This window comes from Agrobacterium sp. RAC06, from assembly GCF_001713475.1.
Classification (GTDB): Bacteria; Pseudomonadota; Alphaproteobacteria; order Rhizobiales; family Rhizobiaceae; genus Allorhizobium.
On record NZ_CP016499.1, the window covers coordinates 1,048,857 to 1,075,105 of the forward strand.

General features: G+C 62.0%; 25 protein-coding genes and 1 pseudogene. 14 read left to right on the plus strand and 12 right to left on the minus strand.

All coding sequences use genetic code 11. The annotated features are described in order from the left end of the window. Positions 1 to 600: 600 nt before the first annotated feature. Positions 601 to 3,525 carry an Rne/Rng family ribonuclease gene (locus tag BSY240_RS05035; protein ID WP_069041590.1) on the plus strand — a complete coding sequence of 975 codons (2,925 nt, stop codon included), beginning with the start codon at positions 601 to 603 and terminating at the stop codon, positions 3,523 to 3,525. A 74-nt stretch (positions 3,526 to 3,599) separates the two neighbouring features. Here the strand turns inward: BSY240_RS05035 and BSY240_RS05040 are convergent, their stop codons facing one another. Both BSY240_RS05040 and BSY240_RS05045 read right to left on the minus strand, forming a co-directional pair. Further along, the gene (locus BSY240_RS05040) at positions 3,600 to 4,157 is read right to left on the minus strand and encodes a GNAT family N-acetyltransferase (RefSeq protein ID WP_083229557.1); all 558 of its coding nucleotides are present in this window, start codon (positions 4,155 to 4,157) and stop codon (positions 3,600 to 3,602) included. 115 nt (positions 4,158 to 4,272) lie between these two features. Continuing rightward, positions 4,273 to 5,439, minus strand: coding sequence for a pyridoxal phosphate-dependent aminotransferase (locus BSY240_RS05045; RefSeq protein ID WP_069041591.1), 1,167 nt, complete (start codon positions 5,437 to 5,439; stop codon positions 4,273 to 4,275). 191 nt (positions 5,440 to 5,630) lie between these two features. On the opposite strand from BSY240_RS05045, the gene BSY240_RS05050 reads away from it, so the two are divergent. From BSY240_RS05050 to aat, 5 genes are all read left to right on the plus strand, one after another. Next, positions 5,631 to 6,392: a DsbA family protein gene (locus BSY240_RS05050; RefSeq protein WP_069041592.1), complete on the plus strand. Its 762-nt coding sequence runs from the start codon at positions 5,631 to 5,633 to the stop codon at positions 6,390 to 6,392. A gap of 157 nt (positions 6,393 to 6,549) precedes the next feature. Continuing rightward, complete coding sequence (gene aroQ / locus BSY240_RS05055) at positions 6,550 to 6,990, plus strand: type II 3-dehydroquinate dehydratase (RefSeq protein WP_054150689.1); 441 nt, start codon at positions 6,550 to 6,552, stop codon at positions 6,988 to 6,990. A gap of 23 nt (positions 6,991 to 7,013) precedes the next feature. Further along, positions 7,014 to 7,490, plus strand: a complete 477-nt coding sequence (gene accB, locus BSY240_RS05060) for an acetyl-CoA carboxylase biotin carboxyl carrier protein (RefSeq protein WP_054150688.1) — start codon at positions 7,014 to 7,016, stop codon at positions 7,488 to 7,490. A 4-nt stretch (positions 7,491 to 7,494) separates the two neighbouring features. Further along, positions 7,495 to 8,847 (plus strand): acetyl-CoA carboxylase biotin carboxylase subunit, encoded by a 1,353-nt coding sequence (accC, locus tag BSY240_RS05065; RefSeq protein ID WP_054150687.1) that lies wholly within the window; start codon positions 7,495 to 7,497, stop codon positions 8,845 to 8,847. A gap of 3 nt (positions 8,848 to 8,850) precedes the next feature. After that, a complete protein-coding gene (gene aat, locus BSY240_RS05070; RefSeq protein ID WP_069041593.1) occupies positions 8,851 to 9,465 on the plus strand; it encodes a leucyl/phenylalanyl-tRNA--protein transferase in 615 nt (204 codons plus the stop codon). 35 nt (positions 9,466 to 9,500) lie between these two features. On the opposite strand, the gene BSY240_RS05075 is transcribed toward aat, so the two are convergent. Next, on the minus strand, positions 9,501 to 10,985 hold the full coding sequence (locus BSY240_RS05075; RefSeq protein ID WP_069041594.1) for a phospholipase D-like domain-containing protein: 1,485 nt from the start codon (positions 10,983 to 10,985) through the stop codon (positions 9,501 to 9,503). Between the two features lie 248 nt (positions 10,986 to 11,233). Here BSY240_RS05075 and BSY240_RS05080 point away from each other — a divergent pair, with 248 nt between their 5' ends. The 3 genes from BSY240_RS05080 (at position 11,234) to BSY240_RS05090 (ending at position 14,902) form a co-directional block, all read left to right on the plus strand. Next, positions 11,234 to 13,513: an FdhF/YdeP family oxidoreductase gene (locus tag BSY240_RS05080; protein WP_069041595.1), complete on the plus strand. Its 2,280-nt coding sequence runs from the start codon at positions 11,234 to 11,236 to the stop codon at positions 13,511 to 13,513. Between the two features lie 145 nt (positions 13,514 to 13,658). Beyond that, the gene (locus BSY240_RS05085) at positions 13,659 to 14,402 is read left to right on the plus strand and encodes a cytochrome c oxidase assembly protein (RefSeq protein WP_069041596.1); all 744 of its coding nucleotides are present in this window, start codon (positions 13,659 to 13,661) and stop codon (positions 14,400 to 14,402) included. Further along, positions 14,402 to 14,902 carry a CopD family protein gene (locus BSY240_RS05090; protein ID WP_054150680.1) on the plus strand — a complete coding sequence of 167 codons (501 nt, stop codon included), beginning with the start codon at positions 14,402 to 14,404 and terminating at the stop codon, positions 14,900 to 14,902. The genes BSY240_RS05085 and BSY240_RS05090 overlap by 1 nt, the downstream gene beginning before the upstream one ends. Here BSY240_RS05090 and BSY240_RS05095 read toward each other — a convergent pair. Continuing rightward, a complete protein-coding gene (locus BSY240_RS05095) occupies positions 14,880 to 15,386 on the minus strand; it encodes a DUF2231 domain-containing protein (protein WP_054150679.1) in 507 nt (168 codons plus the stop codon). The two genes, BSY240_RS05090 and BSY240_RS05095, sit on opposite strands and share 23 nt — an antisense overlap. Positions 15,387 to 15,428: 42 nt before the next feature. On the opposite strand from BSY240_RS05095, the gene coxB reads away from it, so the two are divergent. The 3 genes from coxB to BSY240_RS05110 are packed head-to-tail and all read left to right on the plus strand — an operon-like array spanning position 15,429 to position 18,986. Further along, positions 15,429 to 16,127, plus strand: a complete 699-nt coding sequence (gene coxB / locus BSY240_RS05100) for a cytochrome c oxidase subunit II (protein ID WP_069043834.1) — start codon at positions 15,429 to 15,431, stop codon at positions 16,125 to 16,127. After that, positions 16,124 to 18,649, plus strand: a complete 2,526-nt coding sequence (gene ctaD, locus BSY240_RS05105; protein WP_069041597.1) for a cytochrome c oxidase subunit I — start codon at positions 16,124 to 16,126, stop codon at positions 18,647 to 18,649. Before coxB ends, ctaD begins: the two co-directional genes overlap by 4 nt. A 1-nt stretch (position 18,650) precedes the next feature. Next, positions 18,651 to 18,986: a hypothetical protein gene (locus BSY240_RS05110; RefSeq protein ID WP_069041598.1), complete on the plus strand. Its 336-nt coding sequence runs from the start codon at positions 18,651 to 18,653 to the stop codon at positions 18,984 to 18,986. 164 nt (positions 18,987 to 19,150) lie between these two features. Here the strand turns inward: BSY240_RS05110 and BSY240_RS05115 are convergent, their stop codons facing one another. The 5 genes and pseudogenes from BSY240_RS05115 to BSY240_RS05135 form a co-directional block, all read right to left on the minus strand. Then, complete coding sequence (locus tag BSY240_RS05115; RefSeq protein ID WP_069041599.1) at positions 19,151 to 20,185, minus strand: sensor histidine kinase; 1,035 nt, start codon at positions 20,183 to 20,185, stop codon at positions 19,151 to 19,153. A 122-nt stretch (positions 20,186 to 20,307) separates the two neighbouring features. Next, positions 20,308 to 20,547 (minus strand): hypothetical protein, encoded by a 240-nt coding sequence (locus BSY240_RS05120; RefSeq protein ID WP_054150675.1) that lies wholly within the window; start codon positions 20,545 to 20,547, stop codon positions 20,308 to 20,310. Positions 20,548 to 21,089: 542 nt separating this feature from the next. After that, positions 21,090 to 21,524, minus strand: a pseudogene (locus tag BSY240_RS24325) (DUF2155 domain-containing protein); the annotation flags it as partial. A gap of 107 nt (positions 21,525 to 21,631) precedes the next feature. Next, complete coding sequence (locus BSY240_RS05130; protein ID WP_054150672.1) at positions 21,632 to 22,030, minus strand: NADH:ubiquinone oxidoreductase subunit NDUFA12; 399 nt, start codon at positions 22,028 to 22,030, stop codon at positions 21,632 to 21,634. Positions 22,031 to 22,138: 108 nt separating this feature from the next. Beyond that, on the minus strand, positions 22,139 to 22,606 hold the full coding sequence (locus BSY240_RS05135) for a GNAT family N-acetyltransferase (RefSeq protein WP_069041600.1): 468 nt from the start codon (positions 22,604 to 22,606) through the stop codon (positions 22,139 to 22,141). A 57-nt stretch (positions 22,607 to 22,663) separates the two neighbouring features. On the opposite strand from BSY240_RS05135, the gene BSY240_RS05140 reads away from it, so the two are divergent. Continuing rightward, a complete protein-coding gene (locus BSY240_RS05140; RefSeq protein WP_150127404.1) occupies positions 22,664 to 23,098 on the plus strand; it encodes a hypothetical protein in 435 nt (144 codons plus the stop codon). A 27-nt stretch (positions 23,099 to 23,125) separates the two neighbouring features. On the opposite strand, the gene BSY240_RS05145 is transcribed toward BSY240_RS05140, so the two are convergent. Both BSY240_RS05145 and gatB read right to left on the minus strand, forming a co-directional pair. Continuing rightward, positions 23,126 to 23,623 carry a GNAT family N-acetyltransferase gene (locus BSY240_RS05145; RefSeq protein WP_069041602.1) on the minus strand — a complete coding sequence of 166 codons (498 nt, stop codon included), beginning with the start codon at positions 23,621 to 23,623 and terminating at the stop codon, positions 23,126 to 23,128. A gap of 5 nt (positions 23,624 to 23,628) precedes the next feature. Further along, a complete protein-coding gene (gatB, locus tag BSY240_RS05150) occupies positions 23,629 to 25,134 on the minus strand; it encodes an Asp-tRNA(Asn)/Glu-tRNA(Gln) amidotransferase subunit GatB (protein WP_069041603.1) in 1,506 nt (501 codons plus the stop codon). A 138-nt stretch (positions 25,135 to 25,272) separates the two neighbouring features. Between gatB and BSY240_RS05155 the strand changes: the two genes are divergently transcribed. Then, complete coding sequence (locus BSY240_RS05155) at positions 25,273 to 25,608, plus strand: DUF1294 domain-containing protein (protein ID WP_069041604.1); 336 nt, start codon at positions 25,273 to 25,275, stop codon at positions 25,606 to 25,608. On the opposite strand, the gene BSY240_RS05160 is transcribed toward BSY240_RS05155, so the two are convergent. Continuing rightward, positions 25,605 to 26,114 carry a GNAT family N-acetyltransferase gene (locus BSY240_RS05160; RefSeq protein ID WP_069041605.1) on the minus strand — a complete coding sequence of 170 codons (510 nt, stop codon included), beginning with the start codon at positions 26,112 to 26,114 and terminating at the stop codon, positions 25,605 to 25,607. The genes BSY240_RS05155 and BSY240_RS05160 overlap by 4 nt on opposite strands. Positions 26,115 to 26,249: the final 135 nt, after the last annotated feature.

Sequence of the window (26,249 nt, forward strand, 5' to 3'; positions counted from 1 at the left end):
GTCCGCCGCATGCCTCGTCCTGTCGGCCCGATGAGCGTCGAAATTGCGGTTCGGAACCGCTTTCACCCTCGGAATCACGCGCACAGAGGCAATGTCTCTAATTCACTGCCATTATGGCATAAATCCGTTTGCTCTTGCTATTGTGACGTAGAAAACATACAAGGCACACGAGGGATAAAAGTGCAAACGGGATAGAATTCCGCCCACGGCTGCCAACCTCAGATAATGGAATTGGCGCCTGTTCAACCGGACATTCATCTGCCGTCGCCGCATTTTTTCCTGAAACTGGTTCAACACGCCGACAAGGTCGGCACATCATCGGTGGCTCTCCACCATCAGCTCTTTACCGAGCATTCATCGGGCCCCGTGGGGTTCATATCATTGTCGTTGACGTACGGTTTTTGATGTCTTTGCAACAGGTTTACATAACCAGGAACGGATCGGGATCAGAAAGTGTCCCGCTGTCCGTCCGTATGTTGCAAACCCGGTCCTCCGTGCGTCCACATCTATATCCGGCGCACAGTCCGCTAGGTTCCAGCCGCTTTAAAGTTCAGCGCGCGGGTGGACCACCGACCGAGGGCGCCGAGGAGCACAGCTTAAATGGCAGACAAAATGCTAATCGACGCGTCTCACGAAGAAGAGACGCGCGTTGTCGTCGTTCGCGGTAACCGTATTGAAGAATTCGACTTCGAATCCCAACACAAGAAGCAGATACGCGGCAACATCTATCTGGCGAAGGTAACGAGGGTCGAGCCCTCGCTGCAGGCCGCTTTCGTCGATTACGGCGGCAACCGTCACGGCTTCCTGGCTTTCGCCGAAATTCACCCCGACTACTATCAGATCCCCCTCGCCGACCGTCAGGCACTGCTTCGTGCGGAAGCCGAAGAGCACCGCAAGGAAAACGACGTCGAAGGCGATGAGGTCTTCAACGACCCTGCCCAGCAAGATCAGCCCGACATCGGCATCAACACCACCAACTCCGTCACCTCGGCGATCGTCGATGACGTGGCAGCCGAACTGGCGGCTGAGGCCGATGCAGATGTCGCCGCGACAGCCGTGGTCGAAGGCGAGAGCGAAGCCGCAGCCGAAGAGCCTGTGGCCAAGGCCAAGCCGAAGCGTGTCCGCAAGCCGCGTGCCAAGAAGGCCGCCGCAGAGGAGACCGCAGCCGAAGAAGGCAGCGAAGGTTCTGATGACGTCGAAGGCGGCACGATCGCTGCCATGGTCGACATGGACGAGATTTCCGAAGAAGCCGGCGGACGCCGTGGCGGCCGTCGCGACGATGATGACGGCGACGATGATGACGACGATCACATCGAGGAAAAGGAAGAAATCGAATCCGTTGGCGCTGAAGACGCCATGGAAGAGGTTCCGGACCGGATCCAGCGCAAGCCGCGCAAGCAGTACCGCATCCAGGAAGTGATCAAGCGCCGGCAGATCCTGCTGGTGCAGGTTGCCAAGGAAGAACGCGGCAACAAGGGTGCTGCTCTCACCACCTATCTGTCGCTCGCCGGCCGCTACTCGGTCCTGATGCCGAACACAGCGCGCGGCGGCGGGATTTCCCGCAAGATCACCCAGCCGACCGACCGCAAGCGTCTGAAGGAAATCGCCCGCGGCCTCGAAGTGCCGCAGGGCATGGGAGTGATCCTGCGTACCGCAGGTGCCAACCGCACCAAGGTCGAGATCAAGCGCGACTTCGAATATCTGATGCGCCTGTGGGAGAACGTCCGCACGCTGACGCTCGCCTCGACCGCGCCGTGCCTCGTCTATGAAGAAGGTTCGTTGATCAAGCGCTCGATCCGCGACCTCTACAACAAGGACATTTCCGAGATCATCGTCTCGGGCGAAGAAGGCTATCGTGAAGCGAAAGACTTCATGAAGATGCTGATGCCGAGCCATGCCAAGGTGGTTCAGCCCTATCGCGACCTGCATCCGATCTTTGCGCGCTCGGGTATCGAAGCCCAGCTCGACAAGATGCTGCAGCCGCAGGTGACGCTGAAGTCGGGCGGCTACATCATCATAAACCAGACGGAAGCGCTCGTCTCGATCGACGTCAACTCCGGTCGCTCTACCCGCGAATACTCGATTGAGGACACCGCACTCCAGACGAACCTCGAAGCGGCGGAAGAAGTCGCCCGCCAGCTGCGTCTGCGCGACCTGGCCGGCCTGATCGTCATCGACTTCATCGACATGGAAGAAAAGCGCAACAACCGCGCCGTCGAGAAGAAGCTGAAGGATTGCCTGAAGAACGACCGTGCCCGCATTCAGGTCGGCCGGATCTCGCATTTCGGCCTGCTGGAAATGTCGCGTCAGCGCATCCGCGCCTCGGTGCTGGAATCGACCACGCAGGTCTGCCCGCATTGCGCAGGCACCGGCCTCATCCGCTCGCAGTCGTCCGTTGCCCTGCATGTTCTGCGCGGCATCGAGGAGTTTCTGCTGAAGGCGACGACGCACGACATCATCGTGCACACGACGCCGGAGACGGCACTCTACCTCCTCAACCAGAAGCGCGACACGATCGTCGACTATGAAGGCCGCTTCGGCGTGTCCATCGTCATCGATGGTGGCATGCCCGCTCAGCATGGCGGCTCGCAGCACTTCACCATCGAGCGCGGCGAAGCCGTCGAGAACCCGGTGAAGATCGAGAGCCTGTTGTCGCTCCTGCCCGAGATCGAGGAAGAGGACGACTACGTTCCGGAACCCGAGGACGAAGACGAGGAAGAAATCGTCGTCGCTGCCGCCAAGGCCGAGAGCGCACCGCAGCCGCCTCGCGCCGACAGCGAAGAAGGCAATCGCAAGCGCAAGCGTCGTCGTCGTCGCCGCGGCAAGAATGGCCAGAACGGCAATGGCACCCATGCGGACGGCCAGAATGGCGACAACGGCGCCGACCTCGATGACGAGGATGGCGACGAGGGCGAGGACGATGCCAGCGAGAGCAATGGCGAAATCCGCGCAGTCGAAGCCGAAGGTGACGGCAATGGTGACGACGCCCAGAAGCGCAAGCGCCGCCGTCGCGGCAAGCGCGGTGGCCGTCGCAATCGTCCGGGCGAAGAAGGCTCGATGGAAGCATCCGACGAGAACGACGATAATGGTGATGGCGATGACGCGGACGATGCGCCCGTCGACGCCGCAGCCACCGAGACCGTAGAGGTCGTTGCGCCGGAGACTGCAGAGGTCGTCGAGGAGGCTGTTGCGGCCACAAAGCCGAAGCCGCGCCGCACTCGCAAGGCCAAGTCTACCGCAGAGCCCGAAGCTGTGGCTGAGGTGGCACCTGCCGCCGTTATCGCCGCGCCAGTGGCACCTGTCGCCGAGACCGTCGTCGAAGAAGCACCGGTTGCCGCACCGGCTCCGGTCACTGCGCCGGCCCCTGCCCCGGCTGCCGAAGAGGCAAAGGCCGCCCGCGCCAATCGCGAATCCAACGTGGCGTCGTCCGAACCAGTCGTGACTTCGGTCAAGGCCACGGAAGACAGCACCGATGCCAAGCCCAAGAAGGGCGGCTGGTGGCAGAAGCGCGGTGGTTTCTTCTAAGACCCGCGCGGTTGTGATCGAATGCAAGAAGGGCCCTTCACGGGGCCCTTTTTTTGTCTCCAGAATCTCGCCGGTCAGGCGCTGGGACGTGCGCGTTTCATCACTGATGTCAGACCACCGGCGAAGGTGGTGTCATAGGCGTGGGCATAGCCGCATTTCTCTGCCACGCGGATCGATGCAGCGTGTTCTGGCGCCAGGATACAGACGGTCTGGCCATGGGTACCATGAGCATCGATCCACGCATGGGCGGCCTGCATGGCTTCGGTTGCGAGACCGCGCCCGTGGCTTGCCGAGACGATCGCCCAGCCGGCTTCCGGCGCGGAGCCGGGCGGTGGATCCATGTCGCGGTGAAAATCGGCGAAGCCCGCTTCTCCGAGGTAAAGCCCCGTCTCACGGTCCTCGATTACCCAATAGCCGAAGCCGAGGGCATGCCAGTGGCCGATATAGCGCAGGAGCCGGGACCAGGTTTCGTTTGACGTCGAGGGGCGACCGGTGATGTGGCGGACGATGGCGTCGTCCTGCCACATGGCGAGCATCGCCTCGAAATCCTCGAGCCGGTGGGCGCGCAACCGCGTCCGCTGGGTGAGAATGTCGGGCGCGCTGACCAACTGGCTGATCCGTTGCGGTGTCATGACCCCACCTCCCCATGCCTTCAATCCGCGACTTCAGAAACTGATTCAGCTTGCTTTCAAACCGAGTCAGCAAAATTCCTGAAGCCCTTGATTGCGAATCTATTTCGCTCAATGCCTAAGCGCTTTTCGGCAGCCACTTCTCCAACCGAAAGGTCGCCTCGACCATGTCGGCCATGGTGCCGGCATAGGACAGTCGCAGTGCCAAATGGCCATCGATCGGATCGAAATCACGGCCGGGTGTGACGGCCACATCGGTCTCGGCGAGAATGCGCTTCGCAAAGCCCATGCTGTCATTCGTAAAGCTGCTTGCATCGACATAGGCGTAGAAGGCGCCGTCCATCGGCGACAGCAGCGGCAGGCCAAGCGCCGGCAGGCGGGCCATCAGGAAGTCGCGGTTCGCCTGGCAGGCGGCCTTGTAGTGCTCCAGCTCATCGGTCGCGCTCAGGGCGGCAAGCGCTGCGATCTGCGAGAGTTCCGGGGCGGAGATGTAGAGGCTCTGGGCGACACATTCGACGGGACGCACCAGTTCCTCTGGCAGCACCATCCAGCCGATGCGCCAGCCGGTCATGCAATAGTATTTGGAGAAGGAATTGATGATGACGGCATCGTCGCCGATCTCCAGCGCGGTCGCCTCTTCTGCGCCATAGGTCAGGCCGTGATAGATCTCGTCGGAGATCAGGGTGATCCCCTCACCCTGGCAGTAGTCATAGACGGCCTTCAGCTGCGCCTTGGTCGTGACCGTGCCGGTCGGGTTGGCCGGGCTTGCGAGCAGCACGCCCTTGAGGCGAACGCCCGCTTCGGCCTGCGCAAGTTCCAGACTTTCCGGCGTCAGAGTGAAGCCGGTATCCGGACCAACGGCGACCTCGACCACTTTCAGGCCAAGCGCTGCCAGGATGCTGCGATAGGCGGGATAGCCGGGCCTGGCGATTGCCACGGCATCGCCGACATCGAAGAGCGAGAGGAAGGCTAGATTGAAGCCGGCGGAGGACCCCGTGGTGACGACGATCCGGTTCCAGTCGACGGAGACATTGTGGCGACGCTGGTATTCCTCGGCGAGCGCCTGGCGAAGGCCGGTCAGCCCAAGCGCATCGGTATAGCCGATACGGCCGCCTTCCAGCGCTTGGCGGGCGGCATGAAGCGCCGCCTGCGGTGCAGGATGGCCGGGTTGACCAACGGCCATGGAGATAACCGGGCGGCCCTCCTGGCGTCTGCGGGTAGCCTCAGCCAGGATGTCCATGGCGTGGAAGGGTTCGACGGCACTGCGCTTGGAAATGGAAATCAACGGATCGCTCCTCGGTCTGACGCCCGACATTTGCCGCAAAGCGCGTGGCATCACAATGGAGAGGCTGGACAAGGCAGTGCAAAAAAGCCATTCCGCTTGAAAGCATGAGCCTTTAGGCTCGATATCAGCCGGTGGCGACGAGCCGATATCGGCACGCCTGACGAATGAAGACGGCAAGGACGAGGAACAACATGGCCCTGAACTTCAAGATGATCGCCAGCGCAAGCGTGGCACTCCTTCCCGCCCTGATGCCGCTTCCGGCCGTGGCTCTCGACGAGGCACAGAAGAAGGAATTCGGCGAATTCATCCGCGAATACCTGATCGCGAACCCCGAGATCATGCTCGAAGTGCAAGATGCCCTGCAGAAGAAGCAGGAAGAGATCCGCTCGCAGCGCTCGGCCGAGGCGTTGTCGACCAATCAGGATGCGATCTTCAACTCCGCCTATGATCTGGCCATCGGCAATCCGCAAGGGGATGTCACCGTGGTCGAGTTCTTCGACTACAATTGCGGCTATTGCCGCCGCGCCCATGCCGACATGGAAGCCGTCATCGCCGAGGACAAGAATGTCCGCTACGTCCTGAAGGAATTCCCGATCCTTGGACCGGACTCGGAAGCCGCGCACAAGGTCTCGGATGCCGTGCGCAAGCTGTCGCCCGACAATTACGGTGCCTTCTTCCGTGCCATGATGACCCAGGACGGCCGGGCCTCGGAAGAGAGCGCGATTGCCATTGCCGGCGAACTCGGCATCGCCGAGGATGCCATCCGCGCCAAGATGGCCGAAAGCCCGAATTCCGCACAAGTGCAGGAAGCCTATCAGCTGGCAACCAGCCTTGGCATCACCGGTACGCCTTCCTATGTGATCGGCAATGAAACCGTTCCCGGCGCCGTCGGCAAGGAAGCGATCGTCGCCAAGGTCGGCAATGTGCGCGCCTGCGGGAAGGCCACCTGCTGAGGGGCGACCTGCTGAAGGGCAAAACCACTCTTTTCCCCTCCCCGCGCCTGCCCAATACCCGGTTTTCCGGGGACGGTTTGGCGCGATCACGGCAAAGGGCTTTCCCTACAGGGGCTCTCGGTCTATAGGAGGCGGTTGAAAGTCGACGGAAGCGTAGATGAGCAAAACCATTTTCGTGCTGAACGGCCCCAATCTCAACATGCTGGGAAAGCGGGAACCGGGGATCTATGGCGGCAAGACGCTCGCCGATATCGAGGCAGACTGCAAGGCCGCCGGCGCCGAACTCGGGCTGACCATCGACTTCCGCCAGTCCAATCATGAGGGTGACCTCGTGAGCTGGTTGCACGAGGCAGGCGAGAAGTCGGTCGGCGTCGCAATCAATGCCGGAGCCTATACGCACACGTCGATTGCCCTGCATGACGCGATCAAGGCCGTATCCCCGCTTCCGGTGATCGAGGTGCATATTTCCAACGTGCATGCGCGCGAGGAATTCCGCCATAAATCGGTGATAGCGCCCGCGTGCAAGGGCGTGATCTGCGGCTTCGGACCTCATAGCTACATCCTGGCGCTTCAGGCGCTGAAAACCATCACGCAATAACAAGAATTACAGGACATCCACCCATGGCTGAAAAGAAATCGGGCATCGATCAGAAGCTGATCCGCGATCTCGCGAACATCCTCAACGACACCGATCTCACCGAGATCGAAGTGGAGCAGGACGACCTGCGCATCCGCGTTTCGCGCAATGGCACCCCTGTCATGATGCCGCAGCAGATGCAGGGCTATGCCTACCAGGCACCGGCCGCACCGGCTGCTGCTCCTGCCGCTGTCGCTGCACCCGCTGCCCCTGCCGCCCGTGACCTTTCCAACGCTGTCACCGCACCGATGGTCGGAACCGTTTACCTGTCGCCGGCCCCGGGCGCGCGCGCCTTCGTTGAAGTCGGCCAGATGGTCAAGGAAGGCCAGACGCTTCTCATCATCGAAGCCATGAAGACCATGAACCAGATCCCCTCGCCCAAGTCCGGCAAGGTCGTCGAGATCGTTATCGATGATGCAAGCCCGGTCGAATACGGCGAGCCTCTCGTGATCATCGAGTAAGCCGATGACAGCCATCTCGAAGATCCTCATCGCCAACCGCGGCGAAATTGCGTTGCGCGTTCTGCGCGCCTGCAAGGAGCTCGGCATCCAGACGGTGGCGGTTCACTCCACCGCCGACGCTGACGCCATGCATGTGCGGCTTGCCGACGAAAGCGTGTGCATCGGCCCGCCGCCGTCGCGCGACAGCTATCTCAACATCCACCAGATCGTGGCTGCCTGCGAGATCACCGGCGCTGACGCAGTGCATCCGGGCTATGGCTTCCTGTCTGAGAACGCCAAGTTCGCCGACATCCTTGACGCCCATGGCATCACCTTCATCGGACCGACGGCTGAACATATCCGCCTGATGGGCGACAAGATCACGGCAAAGAAGACCGCGGTCGAACTCGGCATTCCCGTCGTTCCCGGCTCGGACGGCGAAGTAAAGCCGGAAAACGCGCTGGAAATCGCCCGCGAAATCGGCTTCCCCGTGCTGATCAAGGCGACGGCCGGTGGCGGTGGTCGCGGCATGAAGGTGGCAAAGACCGAGGAAGAGCTGGAAGAGGCTGTTTCGACGGCGCGCTCCGAAGCGCTCGCTGCCTTCGGCAACGATGCCGTCTACATGGAAAAATATCTCGGCAAGCCGCGCCATATCGAGGTGCAGGTTGTCGGTGACGGAGCGGGCAACGCCATCCATCTCGGTGAACGCGACTGCTCTTTGCAGCGCCGCCACCAGAAGGTCTGGGAAGAGGCGAACTCCCCGGCCCTGAATGTCGAGCAGCGGATGAAGATCGGTTCGATCTGCGCCGAAGCCATGAAGAAGATGAAGTACCGGGGCGCCGGCACGATCGAATTCCTCTACGAAAACGGCGAGTTCTATTTCATCGAAATGAACACCCGCCTGCAGGTGGAGCATCCGATCACCGAAGCCATCACCGGCATCGACCTCGTGCATGAGCAGATCCGTGTCGCCTCCGGCGCCGGCCTCTCGGTCACGCAGGATCAGGTGGTGTTTTCGGGCCATGCCATCGAATGCCGCATCAATGCCGAGGACCCGCGCACCTTCGTGCCGTCGCCCGGCACGATCACGCATTTCCATGCACCGGGTGGCCTCGGCGTTCGCGTCGATTCGGGCGTCTATGCCGGCTACAAGATCCCGCCTTACTATGACAGCCTGATCGGCAAGCTGATCGTGCATGGACGCACCCGCGTCGAATGCATGATGCGTCTGCGCCGCGTGCTCGACGAATTCGTCGTCGACGGCATCAAGACGACGCTGCCGCTGTTCCAGGATCTCGTGGCCAATCAGGACATCGCCAACGGCGACTACGACATCCACTGGCTGGAAAAATATCTGGCCGAAACTTCGGCCAAGTAAAAAATGGCTGGGCGACGCAGCAGGGACCGAAGCATCACGCCGGAGCTCCTGCTGCGCGCCTATTCCATCGGCATGTTCCCGATGTCGGAATCGGCCGATGACCCCGAGCTCTTCTGGGTCGAGCCAGATATCCGCGGGATTATCCCGCTCGACGGTTTCCACGTCTCGAAAAGCCTGCAGAAGGCGATCCGCAAATCCCCCTTCGACATCCGCTTCGACACCGCCTTCGACCAGGTGGTGGCCAAATGCGCGGAAGCGGCAGACGACCGGCCGAGCACCTGGATCAATCAGACCATCCGCGACCTCTACAGCGCGCTGCACCGCCTCGGCCACGCCCATAGCGTCGAAGCCTGGGAAGGCGACGAACTCGTCGGCGGCCTCTACGGCGTCACGCTCGGCTCCGCCTATTTCGGCGAGAGCATGTTCTCACGGCGCACGAATGCCTCGAAGATCTGCCTCGTGCATCTGGTGGAGCGGTTAAGGGAGCGCGGTTTCACGTTGCTCGACACGCAGTTCACCACGGAGCATCTGAAGACGTTCGGGGCGGTGGATATCCCGAAGGCGGAGTATGGGGTGTTGCTGGATAAGGCGATGGAGAGTGAGACGTTGAGGTTTTAAGAGGGCGATCGAAGGCCGACGGACCAAGCCCGTCTCTACCCGCCCAGCTTCCGCCGTCTCGGCCGCTTCAACATCCCTCGGAAAAGCCCCCGCTTCTCGATAGGCTCAAACACCGCCTCAGAACCTTCGGGATCGAGAATTTCGTGGTCGGCGAGCCATTCTTCGAGGTCTGATATCGCCGGCGTCTCGTAGGGCTTCAGCGTTTCGCCCCCTGCGGCCTCGTTTTCTGCCCTCAGCATATCGATGGCCGTAATCAGCGAGCCGCCTTGGCGGATGGCCTGGTCGATTGCGTCGGGTGTTACCCCCAGGTGCTCGGCCAGCAAGTCGTTGCGGAAGCTTGTGATCTTCGCCGAGAGGTCTTCCGAACCGCCCGCCTCAAGCGCCACATCGCATTCCTGGTCGAAGCGCATCGAGCGGTTGTTGATGTTGGACGAGCCGACGCGGAGATACCGGTCGTCGACGATCATCAGCTTGGCGTGGACGTAGATCGGCTGGCCCTTGGCGGTGACCGGGTGGTAGATTTTGAAGCGTCCAAAGTAGTCGTGTCGGCGCATGGATTCGGCAAGCCGGGCGCGGGCCGTGTCCATGGCGATCGTGCCCAGCCAGTTGTCCGAGATGACAGGGTTGATCAGCACGACTTCCGGCCCGTCCGGTTCGGCGAGCCTCCGGGCGATGGCCTGTGCGATGGCGCGCGAGGCGAAATACTGGCTTTCGGCATAGACGGTGTGTCGGGCCGCGTTGATCATGTCGAGATAGAGCTGCTCGATCTCGGTGACGGCGCTCTCGTTCTGATAGGCCGGGCTCGTGCGGGCGATCGCGAGGTTGACGCTGCCGAAGGAGAAGTTCGGCGCAACCTCCGCCTGAGCCGGCTCTGACGTCACCGGGGCCACGTCCTTTCCGCCGGCACGCGTCCAGCGATGACGGCAGAGTTCGCCGAGCGCCTGCGCGGCAGGACCGGTAAATCGGCTCGAGATGTCGTGCCAGGGGCCGTAGGGCTTGCCATTGGGGCGGCGCCTGTCGGGGTTTTCATCGAGATGCTCGCGCGTGTCCCAGCGGTCGAGCGTCACGTCGATGCCGCCGCAATAGGCAACCGCCTCGTCGATCACCAGCATCTTCTGATGGTGCGAACTCCCCAGGGGATGCTTGCCGTCGAGGCGGACGGTAATCTGCCTGTTCCACTTCCAGCGCAAGAGATAGGGCAGGTTCGAAGGCCTCGCCCAGCTGGCCAGTGGAGCCGGGCTCCACAACAGGATCTTGATTTCGAGGCCCGGCGTTCGGCGGGCCAGCCAGAGCAGGAAGTCGCCAACCCGGCGGGGGGCTCCATCATCGACCTTGGGATGACCAAGGGTGATCGTGGCATCGAAGTCCCAGCCGACAAAGTATATCACCCGCTTTGCCGCCATCATCGAGGCACGGATCGAGGCGAAATAGTCATTGGCATCGATCAGGATCGAAAAATCGTCGGCTTTCTCGACGCGCCAGCAATTCCGGGAAGGCGAAAAAAAGGGGGAAGGCGCCATCTCATACTCCAGACACTGGGTCGCCCTATCCGGCTATCGCAATGGTGGCTTGAGGTCCAGTCTTTAGGGTCGTGGCTACGCTCCGGCTTGCTGACCGCCGGGGATGAGAATGCCCGGCGCACACCGTATTCCAAGAGCGGACGCCTCACCCGGTATGTGTCGACGCGCAAGCTGTTGTTCCCCGCCCCGCGCAACCAATCGCGCCTCCAGTCGTTCTCCCTTCGAAACACTTTGGAAGGGAGCGGATAATGGCGAAGGATGATGCGACGGTGACGTATGACGGGCCGGCAGGCGGCTGGGGTTCGCTTCGGGGCATTGCCCGGATCGCCGGCGACGAAGGCATCAGCGCCGGGGCGATCGCGACACTTCTGGAACAGAACAAGCCGGGTGGTTTCGCCTGTGTCTCCTGCGCCTGGACGAAGCCCGCCGATCACCATCCCGTCGAGTTTTGCGAAAACGGTGCCAAGGCGACGCTCTGGGAGCTGACCAGCCGAACGGCCACTCCGGACGTCTTTGCCCGGCACAGCGTGACCGAGCTCAAGACCTTCAGCGATTACGATCTGGAGCAGCTGGGACGGCTGACCCATCCGATGCGCTGCGACCGGGCGAGCGACCATTACGTGCCCTGCTCCTGGGACGAGGCATTCGCCGAGATCGGGCGCGAGTTGAAGGCCATGGATCCGAAGAAGACCGTCTTCTACACCTCCGGCCGCGCCAGCCTTGAGACGTCCTATTGCTGGGCGCTGTTTGCCCGCGCCTATGGGCACAACAATCTGCCCGACAGTTCCAACATGTGCCATGAGACGACGTCGGTGACGCTGAAAAAGGTGATCGGCTCGCCGGTCGGCACTGTCGTGCTCGACGATTTCAAACATTGCGACGCGCTCTTCTTTTTCGGTCAAAACACCGGCTCGAACAGCCCGCGTTTCCTGCATGTGCTGCAGGCGGCGGTCAGGCGCGGCTGTCGGATCGTGACCTTCAACCCCGTTCGCGAGCGGGGGCTGGAAAGCATGATCAATCCGCAGGAACCGACGGCGATGGTGACGGGCAGCGAAACGGCGCTGTCCTGCCAGTATCACCAGGTGAAACCGGGCGGTGACATCGCCGTGCTCCTTGGGCTCTGCAAACATGTTCTGGCCGCCGACGATGCGGCGCGGGGGGATAATCGCCATGTCATCGACCGCGCCTTCATCGCCGAGCATACCGTCGGCTTCGAAGACTTCGAGGCGCGGCTGAGGGCGCTCGACTGGGCCGAGATCGAGGACGTCTCCGGGCTCACGCGTGCGGCGATCGAGGCGGCGGGGACGGTCTATGTGGAAGCCGAAAACACCATCGGCATCTATGGCATGGGGCTCACCCAGCATGTGCATGGCTTCGAGAATGTCTCGACCTATGTGAATTTGCTGCTGATGAAGGGCAATATAGGCCGACAGGGAGCCGGGATTTCACCCGTGCGCGGTCATTCCAATGTTCAGGGTCAGCGCACCGTCGGCATTGCGGAAAAGCCGGAACTCGTGCCGCTAGACCGGCTTGCGGAGATGTTCGCTTTCTCGCCGCCGCGCGAGAAGGGCATGAACACGGTCGAGGCCTGCGAGGCGATCCTGAAAGGCGAGGTCTCGGCCTTTGTCGCGCTCGGCGGCAATTTTCTGCGCGCGATCCCCGAACAGAAGGCGATGGAGGAGGCCTGGCCGCAGCAGCGGCTCACGGTGCAGATCGCCACCAAGCTCAATCGCGGTCACCTGTTCAACGGCGAGATCGCCTATCTCCTGCCCTGTCTCGGGCGGAGCGAAATGGATCCATTGACCGGCCATCCGCAAGTCGTGTCGATGGAAGACAGCCTGAGCTGCGTGCATGGTTCCGTCGGCAAACGCACGCCGGCGAGCGAACACCTGAAATCCGAGATCGAGATCGTCAGCCGGCTCGCTGAGGCGACCCTGCCGCAAAACCCGAAAATGCTGTGGAGCCACTGGGCGCGCGACACGGCGTCCGTCCGCGATCTGATCGAGAAGACCTATCCGGAGGAATTCCGCGATTTCAATGCCCGGATCTTTACGCCCGGTGGCTTCTATCGCGGCAATTCCGCCCGCGAGCGGCAGTGGAAGACGGAGAGCGGCAAAGCCGAGTTCGTCACGCCCGAGATGCTCTCGGCCACCGGGTTTCAGCCAACACCGGGCCGAATGAGCCTGGTGACCCTGCGCAGTAACGACCAGTTCAACACGACGGTCTATGGCTATAGCGACCGTCTGCGAGGCATCGAGGGCAAGCGCGACGTGCTGCTGATCAGCCCCGCCGAGATCGAGCGGCATGGGCTCACCGTCGGCGAGCGGGTGACGCTGGTGAGCGATGCCGAGGATGGGGTCGACCGTCGCGTCGGCGGGCTTGAGGTTCTGCCCTTCGACCTGCCGGACGGCTGCGTCGGCGGCTATTACCCGGAGCTCAATCCGCTGGTGCCGCTTGCGCATCACGACCGCGCGTCAAAAACCCCGGCCTACAAGTCGGTGCCGGTCCGGATCGAGCGAGGCGGCTGAGGTCGTTCCCTCCGGCTTCTCCGATCTCCCGAGCCAATGGAACAATGTGGCGTCACGCGTGTTGCCCTCGCAGGGCAGCGGCCGAACGGAGGGTGCGCGTGCGCGGGGCAATGACCGACTTTGACGGCAATTCGGGACTGACATCATGAACCTCGATATCTATTGCGGCCCGGCGCCGACACCGGAGATGCTCTGGCGTGACTGGAATTTCGATCCGCCCCTGCTTGCGGCGATCGGTGCGATTTTCGTGCTTCTGATGACCACGGCCAGCAATCCGCGGCAGCGGATGGCGGCCGGTGCTGCCCTTGTGGTGATGCTAATCGCCTTCGTCTCACCGCTCTGTGCGCTGGCGTCTGCGCTGTTTTCGGCCCGGGTCCTGCACCACATCCTGCTCGTCACGTTTCTGGCGCCGTTCATCATTCTTGCAATCCCGCCCAAGGCGCGCGAGCGTCAACCCCTGCCGGCGCAGCTCTCCTTTCTCGTGCACACGATCCTGATGTGGACCTGGCACGCCCCGGAGCCCTATCTCTTCGCCCTCTCATCGCCTGCCGCCTACTGGCTGATGGAACTGACGCTGATCGGGTCGGCGGTCTGGCTCTGGTACGACATTCTTTCGCCACGGCGCACGGTCGGGCCTTCGGTGGCACTTCTGCTAGGCACGACGATCCAGATGGGCATGCTGGGGGCTTTGCTGACATTTTCGCGCGAGCCGCTGTTTGCCGCGCATATGGACACAACGCATCCCTTCGGCCTCTCCCCGCTCGCCGACCAGCAGCTTTCAGGGCTTCTGATGTGGGTGCCGGCGGCCCTGCCCTATCTCTTCGCCGCTCTTCTCAAGCTGCGCAGTCTGTTTGCGGGACGAAGCTTCGACAGCGAGGCGCCACGCTGATGATCGCCCTCCTGAAATTCGTCCATATCGCAGCCATTGCCATCTGGACCGCCGGGCTTATCAGCCTGCCGAGCCTCTACGTCCAGCGGGCACATGTCGAAAACGACGATGCGCTCTACCGCATGCAGCGGATGACACGCTTTGCCTTTGTCGTGCTGATCTCGCCGGCGGCCTTCCTGGCGGTCGCAAGCGGGATTGCGCTCAGTTTCATGAGAGAGGTGTTTGCACCCTGGTTTTCATGGAAACTCGCCTTTGTCGGGCTGCTGGCCATCTTCCACGTCTTTTCCGGACTGGTGGTCATCCGGCTTTTCAGAAAGGGGGAAGTCTATCCGGCCTGGCGCTTTGTCGTGGCGACCGTGAGCTGCGGCGTCGTGGTGCTGGCGATCCTCATTCTCGTGCTGGCCAAGGAGGCGCCCCAGTTCACCCTGCCTCCGGTCATGTCCGAGCCGGGCGGGCTGAAGCGCCTTCTCGAACCACTCAATCCTTGGGCGACACCATGAGGCCGATTCCGTGATCGAAGATCAGCTTACCACCGTGCCAGCCAGCAACACCGGTCAGGACGGCCGCCAGAACCGAGAGCAGCATGCCATGCGGCAGAACCACATTGGGATCGATGAGCCGCAAGCCCCAGTTGGCGCCGGCAACCGAGATCAGGGTAATGGCCGCAATCGCATGGGCCCAGCTTGCGGCACGCGCGCGAATGCCGGGCACGAGCAAGAGCTCGGCCGTTCCGACAAGGCCCGCGGCGACACCGGCCCCAAACGCCGTGCCGGAGGACCAGAGGCCGACGCGCAGCCAGAAGGGGTCCGCCGTGAACCAGTAGAAGACATCGACGGCGAGCGTGCCGAAGACCAAGGCAATCGGGAAATGCACGCTCATGGCATGCAAGGGGTGACCGGCAACCGCGACGGCGGAGGTCTTGTCCTTTTCTTCCAGCTGTTCAATGACGGGATTGGCAGCGTCGGTCTGAGATGTTTCGGCCATGGGGGTTCTCCGTTTGCGGGGAAAAGGCCTGTGATCGGCGGAATGTTCCATCGCCTTGCGCCGCTCTCTCTGGGCGCGCTGTTTCTCACTTCCTGTTCCGGCGATCTCTCAGCGCTTGATCCCGCAGGGCCTTATGCAGGCGCGATCGCCGACCTCTGGTGGATCATGCTTTTCGGGGCCGGATTGATCCTTTCGCTCGTGCTCGGGCTTCTCGGCCTCGTTTTCTTCAGGCCCGGCTTCGGACGCAGCCTTTCACCCAAGGGCTGGATGATCGCCGGCGGGCTATTCCTGCCTGTTCCCATGCTGATCGCGCTGATGACCTATGGCATGGCGCAGGGGGAATATCTGATCGGCGCCTGGCAGAACGAGCCGGTGGTCGCCCGTATCGAGGCGCATGGCGCCATGTGGCATTGGGGCTTCCGCTATCCGGATCTCGGGGATGATGTCAGTACCGACGGGACCTTGCATATTCCGGCCGGCGGCGTGGTGGAGGTGCGGGTCACCAGTGCCGATGTCGTGCACAGTTTCTGGATACCGAGGCTCGCCGGCAAGATCGATGCCGTGCCTGGGCATGAGACGGTCGTGCGCATCCGGGCCGATGTGCCGGGCCGCTATGGCGGCATCTGCGCCGAATATTGCGGCAACGGCCATGCCGGCATGCGCTTCACCGTCGAAGCCCATCCGCCCGAAACCTATCGCCAACGTCTCACAGCACTGTCCGCAGGAGTGTCCGCACCATGAACGATGCCAGACCCGAGACGGGCTATCAGACACCGGAAACGGCGATCCGACTGCACCATGAGCTCGACGCCGTCTGGGGCTCGGGCCATGGCCTCGAGAGGCTGTCGGCGGTGAACCACACCGTTGTCGGCAAGCGCTTCATGGTGACGGCACTCGTGTTCTTCGCGATCGGCGGCGTACTGGCCATGCTGATCCGGGCACAGCTCGCCTCGACCAACAGCGCCTTCCTCGATGCCGCCCAATATGCCCAGGTCTTCACGATGCATGGCGTCATCATGATGTTCCTGTTCGCCATCCCCTTCTTCGAGGGCCTGGCGATCTATCTCCTGCCGAAGATGCTCGGCGCCCGCGATCTCGCCTTTCCGCGCATGTCTGCCTATGGCTACTGGTGCTACCTGTTTGGCGGCACCTTCCTGGTCGCAGCCCTCCTCTTCGGCATTGCCCCAGATGGCGGCTGGTTCATGTATACGCCGCTCTCCTCGCGGCCCTATTCGCCGGGGATCAATGCCGATGTCTGGCTGCTCGGCATCACCTTCGTCGAGATCTCGGCGCTGTCGGCGGCGATCGAGATCATGGTGACGATCCTCAAGCTCCGGTCACCGGGCATGTCGCTCACCCGGATGCCGATCTTCGCGTGGTACATGCTGGTTGTCGCGGCGATGATGATCATCGGCTTCCCGCCGCTGATCCTCGGCTCCATTCTGCTGGAGGTGGAGCGGGCCTTCGACCTGCCCTTCTTCGACCCTACACGCGGCGGCGATCCGCTGCTCTGGCAGCACCTGTTCTGGCTGTTCGGCCATCCGGAGGTCTACATCATCTTCCTGCCCGCGGCCGGCGCGCTATCGACCATCATTCCGGTTCTGTGTCGCACCCGGCTAGAGGGCTACGGTCTGATAGTTGCGGCGATCGTCGCCATGGCTTTCCTGTCCTTCGGGCTCTGGGTGCACCACATGTATACGGTGGGCATTCCGCATGTAGCGCTCTCTTTCTTCTCGGCGGCCAGTGCGCTGGTTGCCATCCCCACCGGCATCCAGATCTTCGCCTGGCTTGCCACCATGGCGCATGGCAGGCCCCGCTATTCCATCCCCATGCTGCATGTCTTCGGCTTCTTCTTCGTCTTCGTGGCGGGAGGTCTGACCGGCGTCATGCTGGCCATGGTGCCCTTCGACTGGCAGGCGCATGACACACACTTCGTCGTGGCGCATCTGCATTACGTGCTGGTCGGCGGCTTCGTCTTTCCGATGATGGCGGCCGCCTATTACTGGCTGCCGCACATCACCGGGCGCCAGCCCGTGCAGCATCTGTCGAAGCCAGCCTTCTGGCTGATCTTCATCGGCTTCAACGTCACCTTCTTCATCATGCATCTGACGGGCCTGCGCGGCATGCCGCGCCGGGTCTTCGAATACCCACAGGCCGCCGGCTGGGAGGTCTTGAACTTCATCTCCTCGGTCGGCAGCTTCGTGATGACGATCGGTTTTGCGCTGGTGGCTCTCGACCTGATCATGCTCATTCGCCATGGCCGGCCATTCCGTCGTGACCCTTGGGAAGCCGGCACGCTGGAATGGGCGACGCCCACGCCGCCGCCGTCCTATAATTTCGGCTCGTTGCCACACATCGACACCCGCGCCGATGCGCTCGCGCCGCGCAGCCTCGGTCCGGAGCTCGCCGCCGGACGGGGCTATCTCGGCTTCATGCGCAATGGCTGGATGGAAACGCTGACCGTCGACATGGTGAGCGGTCGCCTCGACCATGTGGTCGTACTGCCCCGCCCGACCTATCTGCCGCTCTGGACGGCGATCGCGACGGCCGCCTTCTTCGCCAGTCTGCTCGCCAAGATCTACTGGTTCACACCCGTCGCCTTCATCGCGGTCGTCATCCTCTTCTTCCTCTGGACGCCGGCGACGGGGCTGAAGCAGGATGTCGGCCCGCTGGAAGTCGGGCGCGGCGAGCGGGCTCTGCATCACCAGGAAGTGGCGCAACCGCCCTCGTGGTGGGCCGTGGTCTTTGCGCTCGCCGCCAATGCGACGCTCTACACGTCACTGGTCTTCGGCGCCCTCTTCCTCTGGCTATCCGCCCCCAACTGGCCGCCGCTGGATCTCGACTTCACCTTCGTTCTACCGTCGCTGATCGGTGCTGGCACGCTCGTCACAGCCGCCATCGCCGGACGGTTCGCCAATGGTCAGGCCGGTCGGACGGTCACGAGCCTCGCGGTGACGCTTGTCGCACATATGATCAGCGTCGGCGCGGTCGCGGTACTGCTGATGTCGATCCCGGCGCCAACCGGGCATGCTGCCTCTGCGGCCGCCTTCGCCGTGGCCGTTTACGTCGGGCTGCATGCGGCGATCGGCGCGGTGCTGGCGATCTACGGTCTGTGGCGCTGGAACAGCGGGTATATCGGGCCGTCACGCATGCTCGATCTGCGGATCGGGCGGCTGTGGCACGACTATACCGCCGTTGCCGGTCTGATCGGGCTCGCCTTCCCCTTCGTGTTGCAGAGCCTGACCGGGATCGGAGGGCGATGAGATGAAAGTATCCCCGTTCGTCCTGCTGCTCACAGGCTTCGTGATCTGGTCAGGTGCCTTCCTGCTTCTCTATGGGGTGCAGGCGACAGGATGCCATCTCGGCTGGCACCAGATCGATGTCGGCCCGACCTCGGCGCTGCGACTTTTGCTGGCGGTGATGCTCGTCATTGTTTTGGCGCTGATCGGTGGGCTACACTGGTTTGCGACCAGGGCACTCACAGAGCCGCAAACCGATGAGGTACGGCTGCTGCACAAGATCGGCGGAATGCTGCAGGCGGCCGCCCTGGTGGCGACGCTGATCACCTATGGCGGGGTAATGTGGCTGACCTTGTGCTAGAGGCTCGCCTCAACCACGCCTAGCTGCGACGATCTTGGCGACGCCGATCTTGCTCTCTTCGCTCATCTCTTCAAAGGCCCGCTTCGCCGTCGCCTGCGGCCATGACTCTCGCGCGCCCGTCAGAGCGGGTCAGCCGGCAGCTTGCGAGTCGTCATGATCCCCGCTTATTGCGGGATCGGCGCCCTCATCGTGCAGACGAGGCCTGTCGGGTGGTATTCGACGCTGACCTGTCCGGCGAAATCGGCAGCGAAGATGCGCGAGATGAGCTTAGAGCCAAAGCCTTGCGTCTTTGGCTCATGCACATGCGGCCCACCACTTTCCTGCCAGACGAAGTGGAAAGCTTCGTTGGGATTGTCAGCCTTGCGATCGACCTGCCAGCGAATGTCAATCTTGCCATTGCCATCAGAGAGCGCGCCATATTTCGTCGCGTTGGTGGCAAGCTCGTGGATGGTCAGCGCCACCGTCAGTGCGTGTTTGGCGGTCAGGTCGAGATCGTGACCGGAAATCGAGAACCGCTGCTCGCTCTGCACATGCGGGCGCAGCGCGTTTTCGACCACGGCACGGATCGGCGCATCCTGGAGGGCCTTCGTCGAAATCATGTCATTGGCCTCGGCGAGCGCCTGCAAGCGGCCGGTAAAGGCATCACGGCGATCGCGGATATCGTCGCCTTTCAGCGTCTGACGCGCGATAGCGCTAACCACGGCGAGCGTATTCTTAATGCGGTGTTGCAGTTCACCGTTCAAAAGCTCCAGCCGCTGCCGGGCGTCGGTGACGTCCGAGATGTCCTTGGATATCGACAGGATATGGGAGGGGCTGCCATCGACGTTGAAAATCGGTGCCACCTGAACATCCCAGAAGCGGCTATTGCCCTTCACGGTGTTCGCTTCACCCACGAAGCGGGACGGCTTTCCGGCAATGGCCGCTTCCACGGCCTGTCTGGCGGCGGTGTTGCCATCGCCACTCCAGAGGTCCGGCCAGGGGCAGCCCTTGAGCGGCGCGAAATCGTCGACTTCCATGACCCGCTTGCCGCCTTCGCTCATGAATTGCAAGCGACCCTGGAGATCGAGCACCTTGATGCAGTCGCCGCAGCCACTCAGGACCGCCGCGAGAAGCGCATCGTTGCCGACCAATAGCGGATCAGCCGCCGTCAGTTCGCCAACCATGCTGTCAACGGCACCAGCCGTCGTTGTGGACCGCATCACAGGGTCAGTCATTTCAAATATTGGTCCAATTGAAAAAGAAAGTATCCGGCTGAATCCTTGCTATCAAAAACGACAACTAGCAACCCAGAAACGTCACTCTGGGATACGTGAAGGCTCTGTCAGTTCACGGTCAGGTCTGCGGTTTCGCCGAAGGCGATGATCAGCTTGGGACTGTTCATGTCGCCGCTCTCCTCGTCGACCTGAATGGAATAGGCGGCGACACCGAGGTGGCGGGCGGACATGGCGGTGGCGATTTTCTCCGCGGCGGCGGCACTGGAGGCCTGTCGCATTTCGCCGGGCACGATATTCCCGCGGTTCTTCTTGAAAGGAAGGACGATGAATTTTTCAGAGAGAGACATGGTTGTGAACTCCTGTTCGTTCACCTCTTGTTCTCCCTATTGGTGAGGATGTCAACCGCGAAGCGTCTCGCCGTCGAGGCGCCCGCAGGGAGGCGCTGTCGTTTCCCGGTGCCTCCCTGTTCTCAGGTCACACTCTTGTCGAAGTCGGGCACCGCCCAAGCAGAGGAGACCACATTTCGGGAAAAGCAGGCGCGGCGCCCGGTCGTCTGGAAGCACAGCTATCGTGTCTGATTTGACCGACCTTAATCGCCTCAGAAGAGACCAACGCCCGGAGGCGGTGTCACCTGGGTCGGTGGCGGCAGCGGCTGGCCGCCCGGAATGAGATCGTCCTGCTGCAGACCGTCCTGCTCCGGCAGCGCGCCTCCGAAAACCTCATTGGGGACTTCCACCGGTGCGTCGAGTGGCGGCAGGGCGGTCTGGTTGGGATCTGCACCCGGACCGGTGGCCTGAGACGGATCCGTGACTGCCGCACCCGGCTGCGCGGAGGCTGCGGTCGGTGCCGGCGTAACGGCATCAGCAGTCTTTGCGGGTTCCGGCGCGGGCTTGGCGACAGCCTCGACACCCGGTGGTGGCGGGACTTCCGACTCGACCTTGCAGCCGGTCAGCCAGACGTCATAAATCGGGTGCTCGACGGCATTCAGCGCCGGGCTGTCAGCAAACATCCAGCCGGAAAAGATGCGGCGGATCTTGCGGTCGAGCGTGATTTCGTCGACCTCGATAAAGGCGTCGATCTTCTGCGCTTCCGTCTCGTCACGCGAATAGCAGACCTTGGGCGTCACCTGGAGGGCGCCGAACTGGACAGTTTCGTTGACATAGACGTCGAAGGTGGTGATGCGGCCGGTGATCTTGTCGATACCAGAAAACTCAGCGACGGGATTTTCGAGGCGGGCGGCATCAGCCTTGCCGGCAAGACCAAGCGACGCCGCGGCGGCAAGCCCGACAACCGGAATGGCCCATGCCCATGCACTCAACTTCATCGTCCCGCTCGCTTTCATCGATCCTCTTGCCCATCTCGACCGTATGCCAGATACAAGAAGGGCCTCACGATAGAGGCCCTAATGCCGGATTATGGCCAAATCGGGTATCAGCTGCCCGGCGTCCAGGCATCATAGTCGCCGGTGACGCGCGGACGCTCGCCGGTGGCGGAAATCGAGCCCTGCGGGCGATAGGCAGCAGCCGTGCCGGTCTGGTTCGGGCGATGCGCCTTTTCCCATTCGCGCGGCTTGTAGTCTTCCTTCGACGGCGGGGTATCGGTGCGGTAATGCATCCAGCCGTGCCAGCCGGAGGCGATCTTCGAGGCTTCGGCGTAACCGCTATAGATTACCCAGCGCTTCGGTTGACCCCAGCTCGTCATCGGACCTTCGTAATAGACATTGCCGAACTCGTCTTCGCCGACGCGCTTGCCGTGACGCCAGGTGAAGAAACGGGTGCCCATGGTCTGGCCGTTCCACCAGGTGAAGATCTGCAAGAGAAACTGCTTCATCGTGTATCCTTGGGCAATTAACGCAGGCCGCAGAACGGCCTTGTCGAACCTGTCTCGCTTATGCCGCCTCGACCGGCTGTTGTCCAGTGATTCCCCGTCGCACCCCCGTCATTTCAGCTTCAGCTTGAAGCCGATATGGGAAGGCGTGAAGCCGAGCCGTTCGTAGAAGCGATGGGCATCCTTGCGCACGGCGTTCGAAGTCAGCTGGACGAGGCGCATGCCGGTTTCGCGGGCATGCTCAATGGCAAAGTCGATCATGGCCGCGCCAATACCCCTGCCCCGCATGTCGGCCCGCGTCTGAACCGCTTCAATGATCAGCGAGGAAGAACCGAGCGCTGTCAGGGTGGTGGTGACCATCGTCTGGAAGGTGCCGACCACCTGACCGTGGAGTTCCGCGACATAAAGCGTCTCGTTTGGAGACGCGGCAATCTTCCGGAATGCGGCGCGATAGTTGGGCAAAGCCTCAGGATCGGTCGTGTCGCCATGGCCGCCGAGCGGATCATCGGCAAAGAGGGAGACGATCGCCTCCAGATCATTCTCGGTGGCTTCTCTTATCTGCACTGATTGGACTTGCATGCCGCCCCCACTGTTGCACTAGTCTCGTGCTCCATAGCGATCCCGGGGGACTTCTTGATGACAGTGATGCGACGGCTGGTGACAATTCTGTGCGTAACTCTTTCTGCCATGGCGGCCGAAGCTCAGGAAGGCGGACGCAAGGCGATTGCCTATGTGCAGGCGCCGGAGATGAGTTCGGGGCTCTGCGCGGAGAAGGATGCGGCCAGCGCCATCGACTGTGCCGTCAAGCAGTGCATCGAGGGCGGCGGAACGGTCGATGCCTGCGAGGTAAATGCTGTCTGTTCCCCGGGCAACTGGAGCGTCGACATCTTCATGATGGCCGATGGCGGACCGCACTGGCACAAGTTTTCCTGCGGCTGGCAGACTAGGGAATTGGCGCTGAAGGCCGCAGAGCTTGCCTGCAGCAATGCCAAAGCGGACGGGCTTATCGAATGCACCGCCGTGCAACTGATCGACGAAGATGGCACGGTGACGGAAGCACCGTTCAACTGACTGTCGCGCAAGCAACAAAAAAGCCGCTCACTTGAGCGGCTTTTCCATGATCACAGCCTCGATCCCGCTGTCGGGACCGCCGCAATTCTTGGTACGGTCGACCTCGACGAAGTCATGTGCCTGGTAAAAGGCGATGGCGCCAGCATTCTGCGGCTCGACTTCCAGCCGCAGGATCTCGGCATCCGGAAAGCAGGTCTCGATCTCGGCGAAGAGATCGCGACCGATGCCCTGGCGCTGACGGTCCGGGTGGACATAGAGCTGATGCAGAATGGCGGTCTTGGTCAGCTTCTCGGAGATGGCCGCGAAGGCCATGCCGCCGATCCGCTTGCCGTCGTCGGCGACGAGATATTCGCCGCCTTCGACGTGAATGCGCCGCTTGATTTCGGCCGGCGAATGCCAGACCGCGATCAGCTCGGCGACCTTGGCCGGTCCGTAGAACCGGTCATAGGTCGCGTGGAAACTCTGCGTCAGCAAGGCGCGAAGCGGTTCTACATCCCGGTCGTTGGCCGTGCGGACGAAGAACACCGATCTTACTCCTCGACGATGCCGAGCTTGGCCTTAACGAGTGCCTGGACAGCCTGCGGATTGGCCTTGCCGCCGGTCGACTTCATCACCTGGCCGACGAACCAGCCGGCGAGTGTCGGCTTGGCCAGCACCTTGGCGACCTGGTCAGGGTTGGCGGCAATGATCTCGTCGACGGCCTTTTCGATGGCGCCGGTGTCGGTCACCTGCTTCATGCCGCGGCTCTCGACGATTTCCGCCGGGTCGCCGCCCTCGTTGAATACGATCTCGAAGAGGTCCTTGGCGATCTTGCCGGATATGGTCTCGGCCTTGATCAGGTCGATGATGCCGCCGAGCTGAGCGGGCGAAACGGGAGTCTCTTCAATGGCTTTGCCGGCTTTGTTCAAGGCGCCCAGCAGGTCATTGATGACCCAGTTGGCGGCCGTCTTGCCGTCACGGCCTTCGGCCACGGCTTCGAAATAGTCGGCGATCGCCTTTTCCGAGACGAGCACGGAGGCGTCGTAGACGGAGAGGCCGAGTTCCGCCACGAAACGCGCCTTCTTGTCGTCGGGCAGCTCGGGAAGCGACTTCTTCAGCTCCTCGACGAAGGCATCGTCGAATTCGAGCGGCAGCAGGTCCGGATCGGGGAAGTAGCGATAGTCATGCGCATCTTCCTTGGAGCGCATCGAGCGCGTCTCGCCCTTGCCCGGATCGAAGAGACGGGTTTCCTGGTCGATCGTGCCGCCATCCTCGATGATCGCGATCTGGCGACGGGCCTCATATTCGATGGCCTGGCCGATGAAACGGATCGAGTTGACGTTCTTGATTTCGCAACGCGTGCCGAATTCGCCGCCGGGCTTGCGCACGGAGACGTTGACGTCGGCGCGCATCGAGCCTTCGTCCATGTTGCCGTCGCAGGTACCGAGGTAACGCACGATCGAGCGCAGCTTGGTCATATAGGCCTTGGCTTCGTCCGAGGAGCGCATGTCGGGCTTCGACACGATTTCCATCAGAGCGACGCCGGAGCGGTTCAGGTCGACATAGGACATGGTCGGATGCTGGTCGTGCATCGACTTGCCGGCATCCTGCTCCAGATGCAGGCGCTCGATGCCGATCTCGATATCCTCGAACTGGCCCTGACGGTCGGGGCCGAGCGAGATGATGATCTTGCCCTCGCCGACGATCGGGTCCTTGAACTGCGAGATCTGGTAGCCCTGCGGCAGATCCGGATAGAAGTAGTTCTTGCGGTCGAAGATCGAGCGCTTGTTGATCTGGGCTTTCAGACCGAGACCGGTGCGCACGGCCTGGGCGACGCATTCCTCGTTTATGACGGGCAGCATGCCGGGCATGGCGGCATCGACCAGCGAGACATTGGAATTCGGCGCATTGCCGAAGACAGTCGAGGCGCCGGAAAACAGCTTGGAATTCGACATCACCTGGGCATGGACTTCCATGCCGATGATGACTTCCCAGTCACCGGTGGCACCGGGGATGAAGCGTTTCGGATCGGGCGTGCGGGTGTCTACCAGGGTCATCGGATGCTCGTGTCATGCGTGGACGTGTTGTCTCGTGAGGTAGAGCAATTGGGCCGAAGGTGCAAGACTTGTGGGATGTTGGCAAAGCGCCCCTCCGTTGACGGAAAAGGCACAATGACTGGCTAGACTTCGGTCGCCATGCCAACTGACACCGTCCTCACCCTTCTCGCGATCTTTGCCCTGTGGAACGGGATCGTGTTCTGCGTCTATGCCTTCGACAAGATTGCGGCCACGCAAGCGGCGTGGCGCGTACGCGAGGACACACTCATCCTGCTTGCGGTTCTCGGTGGCGGCCTGGGCGCCTTTGCCTGCCAGCGGCTCCTGCGTCACAAGACACGGAAAGCGCCCTTTCCTGTCCTGTTGCCGCTGATGGCGGGGCTGCACATTGTTATCATCCTGCTGATTGCACTCGTTCCAGACGCGGTCCTTCATACGGCGGACGAGGCTGCTCTTCTTTTGGAACGGCTCATCTAGAATTCCTGACCATAGCCGCTGCCGCCAGCATCGGATAGTAACTTGGACAGGCCGACCGACTGCACATCGCGATCGAGCTTGGGATTGTAGCTGACGGTAAGCCAGTTCACCTGATAGCCCTTTCTTTCGAAGAACTTCAGTGCATCGGTGTTCATCGCATGGGTCTGAAGGCGGGCGAGCGGGATGCCTTGTGCCCTGAGTTCATCCTCGACCGCCTCAAGCAAGGCAGTGCCGAGCCCCTGGCCTTCCAGATCCGGTTCGATCCAGAAATCGGTGATGTTCTCATCCATGTCTTCGCGCGCGGCCCAGCCAGCGAGAACACCGGAGACCTCGACGACGGTAATGGTGATCCAGCCATCTTCCGCGAAGCGCGCAAAAGCGTCCCGTGCATTGGCCGCCATTTCCTCCGCCTCGCCGACGGACGCCATGGCCTTGCGCCAGGCACGCATGCCGACCTCCGTCAGCAGCCTTGCATCATCCTTTCGTGCCTTGCGGATCGTGACCATCCTCACCTCGTCGTTGAGAATAGTAAAACATCGGTGATGATTCTTGGCCAGAGCGTGTGACATTGCGGTCATGGACGCCGCAAAGCGCATCGTGATATCAAAACACTGTCTACAGGAGTTTTGATGTTCGGTTTG